Genomic DNA, 14219 nt, shown 5'->3' on the forward strand with positions numbered 1-14219 from the left:
ATGCGAAGCCATTATTGCGGCGAACTAAGAGCCAGCGATGTTGACCAACAAATTACTCTATGCGGTTGGGTTCATCGTCGCCGCGATCACGGTGGTGTGATTTTTCTAGACCTGCGTGACCGCGAGGGTATCGTGCAGGTAGTGTTTGACCCAGACCGTGAGGATAGCTTTGCTTTAGCCGACGCTTGCCGTAATGAATTTGTGGTTAAGGTCAATGGTTTAGTCCGTGCTCGCCCTGCGGGCACTGACAATCCAGACATGCCTACAGGGGCTGTGGAAGTGCTAGGCCAAGAGCTTGAGATTCTCAACAAATCTGACACCCCTCCATTCCAATTAGACGAACACCAGTCTGTGGGTGAAGACGTGCGTCTTAAATATCGTTATGTAGATTTACGTCGCCCAGAAATGGCTGCTAAATTAAAGCTGCGCTCTAAGGTCAGCACTTTTATCCGTAACTTCTTGGATCAGAATGGCTTTTTAGACATTGAAACACCTATCTTGACCCGTGCCACCCCAGAGGGGGCACGAGATTATTTAGTGCCTAGCCGAACTCACGAAGGCCACTTTTTTGCGCTGCCTCAGTCACCACAGCTGTTCAAGCAATTGTTAATGGTGTCTGGCATGGACCGTTATTATCAGATTGCTAAGTGTTTTCGCGACGAAGACCTTCGCGCAGATCGTCAGCCAGAATTTACTCAAATTGACATTGAGACATCCTTTATGGATGAAACTCAGATTATGGCTATCACTGAGAAAATGGTTGTAGAGTTATTTAACAGCCAGATCAATGTAAATCTAGGCACCTTTCCTAGTATGTCTTACAGTGAAGCTATGGAAATATACGGCAGTGATAAGCCGGATTTACGTATTCCTTTGCAGTTAGTAACTGTTAGTGACCTGATGGTAGATGTAGACTTTAAGGTTTTTGCTGGCCCAGCTAACGATATCAATGGCCGTGTAGCGGGTCTTAAGGTGCCTAATGGCGCCAGCTTAACCCGCAAGAAAATTGATATTTATACCAAGTTTGTCGGTATCTACGGTGCTCGGGGCTTGGCTTACATTAAAGTCAACGACGCCAGTGACTTGGAAGAAGGTTTACAATCTCCTATTGTTAAGTTTTTGCCCTTAGAAGTGCGAGCGGCCTTACTTGAACGTTTAGATGCCAAAGATGGCGATTTAATCTTCTTTGGTGCAGACAGCGAAAAAGTAGTGAACGAAGCGCTGGGTGCCTTGCGTTGTAAAATTGGCGAAGATCTGGAGCTAATGACTTGTGAATGGGCGCCTTTATGGGTGGTAGACTTCCCAATGTTTGAAGCGACTTCAGATGGCGGCATTACTGCTATTCACCACCCATTTACAGCACCTTCTTGTACGCCAGAAGAATTGGAAGCCTCTCCGTTAACGGGCTTGTCTCGTGCCTACGATATGGTACTTAACGGTACTGAGTTAGGTGGTGGTTCTATTCGTATACATCAGCAAGATATGCAAACCAAAGTGTTTGAATTGTTGAATATTGGTGCAGAAGAGCAGCAAGAGAAGTTTGGCTTCCTTTTGGACGCTTTGAAGTTTGGTTGTCCTCCACACGGTGGTTTGGCTTTTGGTTTAGATCGTTTAGTCATGTTAATGACTGGCTCTAGTTCTATACGTGAAGTGATTGCCTTTCCTAAAACCCAGAGTGCTGCCTGTGTCATGACTCAAGCACCGGGTATTGTGGCCACTAAGCAATTACGCGAACTGAACATTAAGTTACGTGAAAAAGTAACTGCTGAATAATTGACCTATTTATTGAGGTTAGCCGGCTAGCAGGTGAACAAGGCCCATCATTAAGTTGTTGGGCCTTTTTTTGTGGTTACTTTATTGATAGGAAAAAAACTACTGTGATTTTGTACAGTATTTGCTAGTATTGGCCTATCAGTAAACTCACCAGCGAATGCTATCTCATGGCACTCATATTAGGAATTGACCCCGGCTCTCGTAAAACTGGCTATGGCATTATTAATGCGGTGGGAGCATCACGTATCTATGTAGCCAGTGGTCATATAAAAATTTCTGGTGATGAATTAGCTGGGCGCCTAGGACAGATATACCGTGGCGTAGATGAGATTATTGAAACCTATGTGCCTCAAGAATTTGCCATCGAACAAGTGTTTATGGCTCGCAATGCCGATTCTGCTCTTAAACTTGGCCAAGCCCGTGGTGTAGCTATGGTAGCCGCAGTTAATCACGGTCTGCCTGTCTCTGAATATTCGGCGCGGCAGGTAAAACAAGCTGTTGTAGGCAATGGAGCAGCGGCAAAACATCAAGTGCAAGAAATGGTGGCTCGGTTGCTTAAACTGCCCGGCTTGCCCCAGGAAGATGCTGCCGATGCCCTAGCCATTGCTATTTGTCATGCCAATACCCATGCCAGTCTTGTTCGTTTGGCCACTAGTCGAAGCCCCGCAAGTGCCAGAACACAAGTATTACTTAATGAGCTTAAGGGGAGTCGCCGTGGACGCGTTCGATAAATCCAATACCCATATAGGTCGATTAAAATGATTGCACGTATTAGTGGTGTATTAGTACACAAACAACCTGCTCAAGTGGTTATAGATGTGCAGGGTGTAGCCTATGAAATTGAAATTTCTTTTAATAGTTTTTGCCAATTGCCAACTGAAGGTGAAACTGCCGTATTACATACGCATTTTGTTGTACGTGAAGATGCCCAACTACTCTTTGGGTTTTTTCAACTAGAAGAACGGAGCCTGTTTCGGATCTTAATAAAGGTCAATGGGGTAGGCCCAAAATTGGGTTTAGCCATTTTATCAGGCATGGACGCTGATGCTTTTTGCCACTGCGTTCAAAACCAAGATTCGGCCACCTTGGTGAAAATTCCTGGTGTAGGTAAAAAAACTGCCGAACGTTTAGTCTTAGAGCTAGGCGATAAGCTTTCATCATGGCAAACTGGAGCTAATACTGGTGTTCAAGCCGGCTCTGTTAAACCTGCACTATTTGCTATTAGTGCCCAGTCAGAAGCGGAAAGTGCTTTGGTGGCTTTAGGTTACAAGCCCGTACAGGCCAGTAAAGCAGTAGCGGCAGCTATTAGGTCTTCACCAGATGGAGGTTGCGAAGACCTCATCCGCTTATCTTTAAAAGGTATGATATAGGCTTGGGTGTTGTGCGTTCAATACACTTTGACTAGGTAGCTGTTAAGAGTAATCAACAAATGTTAACAATGATGGGTATGGCATGATAGAAGCGGATCGTTTTGGCTCGCCAGTAGAAGAGGTAAGTCAGTTAGGTGAAGACCATTTAGAGCGGGCTCTTAGACCAAAGTTGTTGAAGGATTATATTGGTCAGCCGGTGGTTCAAGAGCAAATGGGGATTTACATTGCTGCAGCAAAGGGCAGAGCAGAGGCTCTAGACCATACGCTAATATATGGACCTCCTGGCCTTGGCAAGACCACACTTGCCCATATCATTGCTAATGAAATGGGAGGTGATTTAAAAACGACTTCTGGTCCAGTGTTAGAAAAAGCAGGTGATTTAGCTGCCATGCTGACCAACTTGGAAGCCGGAGATGTGTTATTTATTGACGAAATTCATCGTCTAAACCCTGTAATAGAAGAGATTCTTTACCCAGCAATGGAAGACTATCAATTAGATATTATGATAGGGGAAGGGCCTGCTGCAAGGTCGATTAAGCTAGATTTGCCGCCCTTTACACTGGTTGGTGCAACCACGCGTGCCGGGTCCCTTACGTCTCCTTTGCGGGACCGTTTTGGTATTACCCAGCGCTTGGAATACTATTCAATAGAAGATTTAACTACCATAGTCTTACGTTCTGCACATTTGTCCGAAGTACAAATAGAGGCTTCTGGCGCCGCAGAGGTGGCCCGCAGATCCAGAGGCACTCCACGCATTGCCAACCGCCTTCTGCGTCGAACTCGTGACTATGCTGAAGTTAAATTTGACGGCGTAATTAGCGATCATGTGGCAGATAAAGCGCTAAACATGCTCAATGTTGATCACCTCGGGTTTGACCACATGGACCGGTGTTTGATGCTGGCAATTATTGAGAAGTTTGCAGGGGGACCTGTTGGTATTGACAATTTGGCGGCAGCAATTAGCGAGCAAAGAGAAACCATAGAAGATGTTCTGGAGCCTTACCTGATACAACAGGGTTTTATTATGCGTACGCCTAGAGGCAGAATTGTAACTGATCGAGCTTATGATCACTTTGGGCTTGTTCCTGCTAAAGGCAGTGCCAAAAGTTAAATAGACGCCGCAGCAGTTGGAACTTTTTTCCAAGGCACAGCTCAAAGCAAGAGTTATTGAGCTAACTTAGTGTTTATAATGGTATTATTGCTAGCCAGTTAAATGCTAATAAACTGGTAACATGGAAAAAATAATTTAACATTACCGTGTTTATACAACTATATTGTGTATCAGCTTTGCATAGAAAAATGTGTAAGGCCTTGAAGGGAGTCGTCTGTGGACAATAAAATGTCAGTATTGAGTTTGATTTTGAACGCCAGTTTCTTGGTGCAAATAGTCATGCTCTTGTTGTTGATCGCCTCGGTCATGTCTTGGGTGATGATTTTTCAGCGCCGCACTGCCTTAAAATATGCCCGCAGTAATATGAAGGCGTTTGAAGAGCAGTTTTGGTCAGGTATTGATTTAAGTCAATTGTTTCGTCAAGTCAGTGCCGAACCTAACCCAGATAATGGTGCAGAAAACATATTTCGTGCTGGTATTAAAGAGTTTACCCGCTTAAGGCAACAAACTGACGCCGATGGTGATGCGGTAATGGAAGGCGTTCAGCGCGCCATGCGTGTAGCTATTGCTAAAGAAGAAGAAAAGCTCGAAGCTCATTTGTCATTTCTGGCAAGTGTGGGTTCCACCAGTCCCTACGTGGGCTTGTTTGGAACGGTTTGGGGTATCATGAATTCTTTTAGAGGGCTCGCTAATGCCCATCAGGCCACCTTGGCCACTGTAGCGCCTGGTATTTCAGAAGCCCTAATTGCTACGGCTATGGGTTTGTTTGCTGCTATACCTGCAGTTATCGCTTATAACCGGTTTTCCCACACGGTTGATTCCATATTATCTAGTTATGAGACTTTCGCAGAAGAGTTTTCGAGCATTTTACATCGAAAAGCCCACGCATCTGAGCTATAGGTTTCATTATGAGTAATATTAGACGGCCTAGAACTAAGCGCCATAAACCTAACGCAGAAATAAACGTAGTGCCCTATATCGACGTCATGATGGTGCTGTTAGTTATATTTATGGTGACCGCACCAATGTTGACTCAAGGGGTAAATGTAGATTTGCCTCAAGCTAAGTCTGACCCAGTAGCCAGCGATGAACTATCGGAACCCTTAGTGATCTCGGTTACTAAAACGGGTGATTATTACTTGGAATTGGGTGAGAATAACAAGCAGCCCATTAGCTTAGAGCGCATTAGTGTACAAGTAGGAAAAATATTGCAACGTGCTCCAGATACACCGGTGTTATTGCGGGGCGATAGGGCCATCGAATACGGGCATATAGTTCGAATTATGACCGTGTTACAGCAGGCTGGTGCCCAAAGTGTTGGGCTGGTTTCGGAAAGTCCGTGAAACTAGACCACACCTATATTTTACCCAGTATATTTGCGTTCATTGTACATATCCTTGTGGCCTTCATTGTTATTTCAGAATGGCAGAGCAACAGTCAACGCACACCACCTGTGCTGATAAAACACCGTGTTGAAGCAACTCTGATTGATTTAGATTCTTTGTTAGCCCGACAAAAGCAGACTGATTCTGCTGCAATCAAAAAAGTAGCAGACAAAAAAGCAGCCGATAAAAAAGCAGCCGATAAGAAAGCAGCTGAAAAGAAAGCAGCTGAAAAGAAAGCAGCTGAAAAGAAAGCAGCTGAAAAGAAAGCAGCTGAAAAGAAAGCAGCTGAAAAGAAAGCAGCCGATAAGAAAGCAGCTGAAAAGAAAGCAGCCGATAAGAAAGCAGCTAAAAAGAAGGCAGCAGACAAGAAAGCAGCAGATAAGAAAGCAGCCAAAAAGAAGGCAGCAGACAAAAAAGCAGCTGATAAAAAAGTAGCCAAAAAGAAGGCAGCAGACAAAAAAGCAGCAGATAAGAAAGTGGCCAAAAAGAAGGCAGCTGATAAAAAAGCAGCCGATAAGAAAGCAGCAGATAAGAAAGCAGCAGATAAGAAAGTGGCCAAAAAGAAGGCAGCAGACAAGAGAGCAGCAGACAAGAGAGCAGCAGACAAGAGAGCAGCAGACAAGAGAGTGGCAGACAAGAGAGTGGCAGACAAGAGAGTGGCGCAACAGTTAGCTGAAGATCAGCAGGCGTTAGATAGTTTGTTAGTTGATGAAGAAGCTCAAACCCAGGCCTTGGAAAAGCAAGCCACTGATGGTCAAGCGGTTGCCTCTGCAGTACAATATATAAGAAACGAAATTATCCAGAAGTGGGTTAGGCCTGCTAATGCTCGTACGGGAATGGTAGTTGAACTAGTTATTCAACTGCTCCCTACGGGTGAAATCCTTTCTATAGGGGTAAGTTATCGCGATGCCAGTGCTACAGATGCATTTGTAGCGTCGGTAGTAAAGGCCGTGAATAAAGTTGGACGCTTTGATAAGTTAAGTCAACTAGATTCAGCGTTATTTGATGCAAACTTCCGTAAAGTTACCCTTGTTTTTAAACCAGAGGATTTAAGATTGTGATGCGAGTAAAAAAAATTGTTCAATTAGCTCAAAGAGCACCTAAACCAATATCCTTCTCAGTATTTTTATCCACCGTTTTTACTTTGCTGTTTTCCTTTTCAGCATGGTCGTCAAATTTGGTTATTGAAATAACTCAGGGTGTCGATAACCCTGTGCCTATTGCCGTGGTGCCGTTTCAGTGGTCTGGTGATAAGGCTTTGAAAGATGATGTCGCACTGGTAGTTGATGCGGACTTGGAGCGTAGTGGTCAGTTTAAATCCCTAAAACGTTCGTTGATGCTCAGTTTTCCTTATCAAACCGAAGATGTCTATTACCGCGACTGGCGTTATCTATCGACTGAATACTTAGTCATAGGTCAGGTTTTGCCCACTAATTCAGGGGGCTATCAAGTCGATTACCAGCTCTTCGACGTACAACGCGGAGAACCTATTGCAACTGGACGCTTTTCTGGTGGCAAAAATGATTTACGAGCCTTGGGCCATTCTGTAAGTGATGCTGTATATGAAGCATTAACAGGCCTTAGGGGTGCCTTTAGAACCCGTATTGCCTATGTTGCCGCCGATAAAAAGGTTAATCCCAGTTATTACAAATTATTGGTTGCTGATGCCGATGGGTATAATGCCAAAGAGATACTCAAGTCTAATCAGCCGATTATGTCGCCATCTTGGTCTCGTGACGCCAGCAAGTTGGCTTATGTTTCTTTTGAAACAAATCGCCCTGCTATTTACGTTCAAGACATCACCACAGGTAAACGTGAGCGCATCAAGTCTTTTAAAGGTATCAACGGCGCCCCAGCTTGGTCTCCTGATGGAGGAAAGTTAGCTATGGTGTTGTCTAAAGATGGCAATGCAGAAATATATGTCTTAGATTTGACAAGCAAACGCCTTACCCGAGTAACGAAGCACTATGGTATTGATACGGAGCCCTCTTGGAGCGTGGATGGTAAGCATATCCTGTTTACTTCTGATCGAGGGGGTAAACCGCAAATATATCAGGTAACGTTAGATTCTGGCTGGGTAGAAAGATTGACCTTTGAAGGTGATTACAATGCCCGTGGCAGTTTAACGCATGATGGGCGGTTTTTAGTGCTTGTCAGTCGTCACGATACGCGTTTCCATATTGCGGTGCAAGATTTACAGCGAGGTACCATGTCCTTGTTAACCCAAACAAGTTTAGATGAATCTCCAAGTGTGGCACCAAATGGCAGTATGGTGATCTATTCTACGCAACAAGGCGGCCGTGATATTTTGGCAGCAGTATCGATAGATGGCAAAGTTAAATTTAATATTCCTGCAAATGAAGGTGTTGTTAGAGAGCCAGCGTGGTCACCTTACCTGAATTAATCATCATAAGATCAGTAATCCTAGTGGTCTGGTGTTTATGTATGCTAGAATTAGTAACGAATTTTTTGAACAATAACTAGAAATGAATGGGGAGCACGTCCATGCAAATGGGTAACTTAAGTAAATTCATCATATCCGGTGTAATGGTGGCTTTTTTAGCAGCCTGCAGTACTACTGGTGAAACCACTGATGCAACTGCAAGCACGCAAGCAGCGCAGGTGGCTGTAGATAATACGTCACTGGCTGAAGCTCAAGCGCTGATTGAAGCAGCGGCAGCAGCTAAAGCAGCAGCGGCAGAAGCTAAAGCACTGGCAGCAGCAGCGGTTCAAGCCGAAGCTAAAGCAGCAGCAGATGCAGCTAAAGCTGCAGCAGATGCAGCACAACAAGCTGCAGCAAATGTTGCTCAACAACAGCAGCAAGCACAGGAAGCGGCTCAAGCACTGGCGCACATCATCTATTTTGATTTTGACCAGTCCACCATTAAAGCTGAGTTCCGTACTGCACTTAACGGCCACGCTGCGTATTTAAGCCAAAATCCTTCTGCGAGTATCGTGTTAGAAGGGCATGCCGATGAACGCGGAACCCGTGAGTACAATATTGCTTTGGGTGAGCGTCGTGGCAATGCTGTAAGTCGTTATCTGGTAGTGCAAGGCGTTTCAATAGATGCCATTGAAGTGGTTAGTTTTGGTGAAGAACGTCCAGTTAATGCGGGCCACGATAGCGCTTCTTGGTCTGAGAACCGCCGCGTAGAAATTCGGTACATTAATTACTAATTAGGTTTAGTTACTGCTGTTGCTGCAGCAACAGCAGGATAATGTAGACTGTTATACGCCCTAAACACCATCGTTGTGCTTTGCATAACGGTGGTTTTTGTTTTTTAACTTGGTGCTTTTTGAGGTTCACTTGCATGTCTCAAACTATTAGATGTTTTACTCTCTTGTTAGTTGTATTGGCTACCTCAGTTCAAGTATCTGCCAATAGTGTTGTACCTGTCAGTGATTTGGTAAATGATGTCGCTGCCCAGTCTTTAGCAACTTCTCCTGCTGTGCAGCCCAAGCAAGTTGAGCCTAGTAAGGAGACACTGGTGGCTAGCACTGTAAAGGCAAATGCCAATGCACAAATGTTTGATCTAGTTGAGCTTTTGCAGCAAGAATTGCAACAATTACGTGGGCAAGTTGAAGAGCTTAACTACAACTTAGAGCGTCTTAAAAACGATCAAAAACAACGTTACTTGGATTTAGACCGTCGAATTGTTAGTTTGTCCAGTCAACCCCTGGCAGTGAATGAACCGCAGACCACTTCCGTTGTTAGTCAAACAATGCAAAATAATGGCACCAGAGGCCAAGGTGATGATGCAACATCCGTAGAACAAGCGATAGTGGTTAAGGAATCTTATGACCCTGAGGTTGTAAAAGCGGCCTATAAGGCTGCATTCACCCTCATTAGAGAGCGTCAGTATGATGAATCCATTGTTGCATTGTTGGCCTTTGTAAAAGACTTCCCGCAAGGTTCATTGGTTGGCAATGCGCACTATTGGTTAGGAGAGGTATACATGGTGCAGGGCGATGCATCCTTGGCTGCCCTATCCTTTGAACATGTGATAGGTGAGTTCCCACAACACAGAAAAATTCCAGATGCTTTGTATAAAGCTGGAGTTGCGTACCAAAACCTAGGCAATATTGATAAAGCTAACCAGATGCTACAACGCGTGCTGCTGGAGTATCCAGACTCTTCTGCCGCTCGTTTAGCCCAAGAACGAGTAAACTAGCATGTCCGATAGCCCTGCCATGATGATGAGCCAAAAAGATATCGCCACAAGAGTGCTGGTGCAAGAACACTTGGCCCATAAACATATACAAACCATGGCCACTGTAAAAGATTTAGATACACAAAAGAAACGCATTAAAAGCTTGCTTAAACAACAAAATGCTACCTTGGTAGCGCATTATTATACCGATGCTTTAGTCCAGGAACTGGCGGAAGAGACTGGGGGATGTGTATCAGATTCTCTGGAAATGGCACGTTTTGGTAGCCACACTTCTGCGTCTACTTTGATTGTTGCTGGTGTTCACTTTATGGGTGAAACAGCGAAAATTCTTAGCCCAGAAAAACGGGTTTTAGTGCCTACATTAGAGGCGACATGTTCTCTTGATATTGGTTGCCCAGTCGATGAGTTCACAGCTTTTTGTGATGCACATCCAGACCATACGGTAGTTGTTTATGCTAACACCTCAGCGGCAGTTAAAGCTCGTGCAGATTGGGTAGTCACCTCAGGTATTGCGTTAAAATTGATGGAACACTTGGCTACCGAAGATAAGCCTATCATCTGGGGGCCAGATCAACATTTAGGCCGCTATATTGCTAAACAGACAGGCACCGAAATGTTGCTCTGGCCAGGCTCGTGTATCGTACACGACGAGTTTAAAGTGATAGGAGTTGAGCAGCTCAAACAGGTTTACCCTAATGCTGCGGTATTGGTTCATCCTGAGTCTTCTTACGCCATGGCTGAAATTGCAGATTTTGTAGGTTCCACCACACAACTTATTAAGGCGGCACAAGAGATGCCTAACAAAGAATTCATTGTGGCAACCGATCGTGGCATTTTTTATAAAATGCAACAGGCAGCCCCTGACAAAGTGCTTATGGAAGCGCCTACAGCCGGTAATGGCGCTACCTGTCGCAGCTGCGCCCATTGTCCTTGGATGGCCATGAACGACCTAGATAAGATAGAGCAGGTGCTATTGTTTGGACACAATGAAATTGTTATTGCTGCAGATTTGCAGCAACGGGCCTTAAAACCGCTACAACGACTTATGGATTTTTCGGCAGTTAATTAAACTCTGCTTGATCAGTTAAAAGGTTTAAGGCGTTTTGCTTTTGTAATGACACCGAACCTGCTTGAGCATCTGCTTGTTGTTGGCTGGCGTATCTGGCCTGTTTAAGGGCCAATTGAGCTTCGCCGCGTAATAAATGCCACTGTGATTGGGCCATATGGTTCAGTTGCAAGCGCTGATCAGTGGCGGCCCATTCAGCTAGTGTGCGCCAACCTATAGTCCATGTAGCTTGGTTCTCTAATACTGCTAATAAAACAGTTATGGCGGCCTTGGGCTTATTATCTTGGCGTAAGGCTTGGGCATTAACCCATAGGGATAAACTATTATCACGGCGGTGAAGTTTTCGTAGCTTCAACTGCTTGAATACTTCTTGTGTTTGTTTCTGGTTCAGTAAGCTATGCATCCAGCTATACCAAAGTAATGTTGCGTTAGGTTGTCTCAATGACAAGTCTTGGAGTTGTTGCGTGGCTAAGTTTAATTCCCCCGAAGCTTGGTTAATAAGTGCCTCAGAAAATGCAACTAAGGTACTGTAGTGATTAACTAGCGGGTCAATGTTACGCATTAGTTGACTAACGGAGGGCACAGGAGAGCCAAATAGAGCAATAGTTTGGTAAATTTTTAGTAACTCAAAACTGAGGTCAAAACCATGTTCAGTCTGGCTCTGTTGAGTTATTAAAATGCGCTGACTAATGTCTGCCACGCGTTCATTGTTAATAGGATGGCTGCGGGCCCAATCCCACTGAGGGGACTCCGTGACGTAGGGTGATTGTAATCGTTGTAATAAGCGTTGCATGTGGGTGACATCAAAAGGACTTTGGTACATTAAATCAAATCCAACACGGTCCGCTTCTCGCTCATGACTGCGGCTATAACTAAGTTGACTGCGCTGGAGAACTGATTGGGTGGCGTACATACCAGCTTCCCCAATATCACCATCAACGTTTCCCGCAAGCCATATAGAAGCAATAAATGCACCCAAATACAACGGCGCTCGGGCCTTTGCTTGCGCTTGGGTCTGTACATAATGGCGTAAGCTAAGGTGGGCTACTTCGTGTGCTAGTACAGCTACTAATTCGTCTACAGATCCAGCTTGTTGTATCAAGCCAGTATTAATGCCAATAATACCACCTGGAGCTGCAAAGGCATTGATATTGCTATCTCGTACAAGAAAAAGGTGGGTATTTTTGTTGCTAAGTTGACTCCGGCTAATTAATGGCTGAGTTAGATCTGTAATAAATTTTAGGGCGGCAAGGTCGTTCCACAGAGGCAGTTGTTTGCGCATGCTAGCAGCTATGAGATTACCAAAACGATACTCATCTTCTAGACTCATGTCAGTGGAGTTGTGGGTGTTAATTAGTGGTAAATTGCCTGCATGAACCATTTGAATAATGCCTGACAATGACAATACCGCAACCAGCGAGCAGCTAACCCGCAGTATAGGATTAATAAAATATATCAAGCATAGATAGGACTGGAGGACCGCTTGACCTATAATGTGGCTTCTCATTGCAAATTCCTATTAACGAAGGTGAGATTTGATATGGGCTATGATATGACATTGGGTACAGCACAGTGGCAGAAAATGCTCGATACGAAAGGTTTACAATGCCCGTTACCTCTATTAAAAGCTAAACGGGCTTTAAGTCAATTAGAAGCGGGTCAAAAGCTTAAAGTGCTAGCGACAGATGCTGGTTCGCAAAGAGACTTTGCAGCCTGGACCCGATTAACTGGCCACCACTTACATCAAAATCAATGTATTGATGGTGTTTATCACTACCTCATTGAAAAGATAATTTAGGATAACACATGTTTAAAGTATTCCGTTCTTGGTTGGACCACTTTTTTGACGATGAGCAGGCACTGTTATTGCTGGTTTTATTGGCTGCTGGTTTAGCTGCAATTTTGATGTTTGGATCCACCTTAGCCCCAGTAATTGCAAGTATGATACTGGCGTATTTAACCCTTGGTCTAGTGCAGTGGTTAGAGCGTTTTGGAGTTAATCATTTGCCTGCGGTGTGGGGTATTTATAGTTTATTTATAGCATCGCTTATGGCGTTTATTTTTGTTGTATTGCCCTTGTTATGGCACCAAGCAACGGCCTTACTAAGTGATTTGCCATTAATGCTAGAAAAACTGCGGGACTTGTTTATGTTATTACCAGAACAATATCCTGAATTGGTTAGTGCCGACCAAATTAAGCAACTGGCTGATGCTGCTATGGCAGAGGCTGGTAATGCTGGACAGCTATTAGTATCCTTCTCCTTAGCGTCTATTGGCCAGTCGCTCACTTGGTTAGTGTACCTGGTGCTGGTGCCAATTTTAGTATTTTTCTTTCTAAAAGATGGCCATATGATGGTGCTTTGGTTAACCTCATTTTTACCAAATAAACGTAACGTTTTAAGCCATGTATGGCTTGAAATGGACCAGCAAATTTCTAATTACGTGCGTGGCAAGGTGGTTGAAATTGTGATTGTGGGGACCGTTACTTACGTTGCTTTTTTGTGGTTAGGCTTGAATTATGCCGCATTATTAGCCATGATTGTGGGTTTATCTGTGCTCATTCCTTACATAGGAGCGACACTTGTGACTATCCCTGTAGCATTGATTAGCTATGTACAATGGGGCGTTTCTACGGAATTTTATACCTTAATCATCATCTACGGAATCATTCAAACCCTCGATGGTAACGTACTTGTGCCTTTGTTATTTTCAGAAGCAGTGAACTTACACGCAGTGGCTATTATTATAGCTGTGTTATTTTTTGGCAGCCTGTGGGGCCTGTGGGGCGTGTTTTTTGCCATTCCTTTGGCAACATTAATTAAAGCCGTAATGAATGCCTGGCCTAAGAAGTTGTTAGCTGGTTAAGGTAATCTAAAACTATCTGAGCGTGCTCCGTTACTTTTACAGCACGCCACTCTTGTACCAAAATGCCTGCTGGGTTAATCACGAAGGTGCTGCGGTCAATACCCATATATTCTTTTCCGTATAGCTTTTTTAACTTGATAACATCAAAAAGTTGGCATAACGCCTCGCTCTCATCACTAATGAGTTCAAAGTTGTAACCCTGTTTAGCTTTGAAACTTTCGTGCTGTTTAATAGAATCCCTTGAAATGCCAAATATTTTACAATTGAGCTTTTCAAACTCACTAAGTAAGTTGTTAAAATCATGGCCCTCAGTAGTGCAACCAGGAGTTGCGTCTTTTGGGTAAAAATAAAGCACAACAAATTGGCCTTTTAACTGATCTAAACTAAATTCAATTTGGCTTGTAGCTGGGGCTGTTAAGTGGGGCACTGGGTGTCCAATAGTAAGGCTCATATGGGTAGTCTCAATTAAAAGTGTTA

General features: G+C 44.1%; 15 protein-coding genes. 13 read left to right on the top strand and 2 right to left on the bottom strand.

Features of this window, described 5'->3' with window-relative positions:
- From aspS to nadA, 11 genes are all read left to right on the top strand, one after another.
- Complete coding sequence (aspS, locus tag ABXT70_RS05705) at positions 1 to 1773, top strand: aspartate--tRNA ligase (protein ID WP_443642210.1); 1773 nt, start codon at positions 1 to 3, stop codon at positions 1771 to 1773.
- A gap of 167 nt (positions 1774 to 1940) precedes the next feature.
- Positions 1941 to 2504 (top strand): crossover junction endodeoxyribonuclease RuvC, encoded by a 564-nt coding sequence (ruvC, locus tag ABXT70_RS05710; RefSeq protein WP_443642211.1) that lies wholly within the window; start codon positions 1941 to 1943, stop codon positions 2502 to 2504.
- 27 nt (positions 2505 to 2531) lie between these two features.
- The gene (gene ruvA / locus ABXT70_RS05715; protein ID WP_443642212.1) at positions 2532 to 3143 is read left to right on the top strand and encodes a Holliday junction branch migration protein RuvA; all 612 of its coding nucleotides are present in this window, start codon (positions 2532 to 2534) and stop codon (positions 3141 to 3143) included.
- 82 nt (positions 3144 to 3225) lie between these two features.
- Positions 3226 to 4254, top strand: coding sequence for a Holliday junction branch migration DNA helicase RuvB (gene ruvB / locus ABXT70_RS05720; protein WP_443642213.1), 1029 nt, complete (start codon positions 3226 to 3228; stop codon positions 4252 to 4254).
- Between the two features lie 228 nt (positions 4255 to 4482).
- Positions 4483 to 5154, top strand: a complete 672-nt coding sequence (gene tolQ / locus ABXT70_RS05725; RefSeq protein ID WP_443642214.1) for a protein TolQ — start codon at positions 4483 to 4485, stop codon at positions 5152 to 5154.
- A gap of 8 nt (positions 5155 to 5162) precedes the next feature.
- Positions 5163 to 5597 carry a protein TolR gene (tolR, locus tag ABXT70_RS05730; protein ID WP_443642215.1) on the top strand — a complete coding sequence of 145 codons (435 nt, stop codon included), beginning with the start codon at positions 5163 to 5165 and terminating at the stop codon, positions 5595 to 5597.
- Between the two features lie 56 nt (positions 5598 to 5653).
- On the top strand, positions 5654 to 6700 hold the full coding sequence (locus ABXT70_RS05735) for a TonB C-terminal domain-containing protein (protein ID WP_443642527.1): 1047 nt from the start codon (positions 5654 to 5656) through the stop codon (positions 6698 to 6700).
- The gene (tolB, locus tag ABXT70_RS05740) at positions 6700 to 8043 is read left to right on the top strand and encodes a Tol-Pal system beta propeller repeat protein TolB (protein WP_443642484.1); all 1344 of its coding nucleotides are present in this window, start codon (positions 6700 to 6702) and stop codon (positions 8041 to 8043) included. The genes ABXT70_RS05735 and tolB overlap by 1 nt, the downstream gene beginning before the upstream one ends.
- Positions 8044 to 8144: 101 nt before the next feature.
- Positions 8145 to 8816, top strand: coding sequence for a peptidoglycan-associated lipoprotein Pal (pal, locus tag ABXT70_RS05745; protein ID WP_443642216.1), 672 nt, complete (start codon positions 8145 to 8147; stop codon positions 8814 to 8816).
- Between the two features lie 134 nt (positions 8817 to 8950).
- Positions 8951 to 9811 (top strand): tol-pal system protein YbgF, encoded by an 861-nt coding sequence (gene ybgF, locus ABXT70_RS05750; protein ID WP_443642217.1) that lies wholly within the window; start codon positions 8951 to 8953, stop codon positions 9809 to 9811.
- Positions 9812 to 9833: 22 nt separating this feature from the next.
- Positions 9834 to 10880 (top strand): quinolinate synthase NadA, encoded by a 1047-nt coding sequence (gene nadA, locus ABXT70_RS05755; RefSeq protein WP_443642485.1) that lies wholly within the window; start codon positions 9834 to 9836, stop codon positions 10878 to 10880.
- On the opposite strand, the gene ABXT70_RS05760 is transcribed toward nadA, so the two are convergent.
- Positions 10873 to 12258: a M48 family metallopeptidase gene (locus ABXT70_RS05760; protein ID WP_443642218.1), complete on the bottom strand. Its 1386-nt coding sequence runs from the start codon at positions 12256 to 12258 to the stop codon at positions 10873 to 10875. The genes nadA and ABXT70_RS05760 overlap by 8 nt on opposite strands.
- Before the next feature lie 171 nt (positions 12259 to 12429).
- Between ABXT70_RS05760 and ABXT70_RS05765 the strand changes: the two genes are divergently transcribed.
- On the top strand, positions 12430 to 12675 hold the full coding sequence (locus ABXT70_RS05765) for a sulfurtransferase TusA family protein (protein WP_443642219.1): 246 nt from the start codon (positions 12430 to 12432) through the stop codon (positions 12673 to 12675).
- Positions 12676 to 12683: 8 nt separating this feature from the next.
- The gene (locus tag ABXT70_RS05770; RefSeq protein WP_443642220.1) at positions 12684 to 13742 is read left to right on the top strand and encodes an AI-2E family transporter; all 1059 of its coding nucleotides are present in this window, start codon (positions 12684 to 12686) and stop codon (positions 13740 to 13742) included.
- Here the strand turns inward: ABXT70_RS05770 and ABXT70_RS05775 are convergent.
- Positions 13720 to 14193 carry a peroxiredoxin gene (locus tag ABXT70_RS05775; protein ID WP_443642221.1) on the bottom strand — a complete coding sequence of 158 codons (474 nt, stop codon included), beginning with the start codon at positions 14191 to 14193 and terminating at the stop codon, positions 13720 to 13722. The genes ABXT70_RS05770 and ABXT70_RS05775 overlap by 23 nt on opposite strands.
- Positions 14194 to 14219 lie beyond the last annotated feature (26 nt).

Origin of the sequence: Candidatus Njordibacter sp. Uisw_039 (assembly GCF_047730075.1) — a bacterium.
Lineage (GTDB): Bacteria > Pseudomonadota > Gammaproteobacteria > Pseudomonadales > Balneatricaceae > Njordibacter.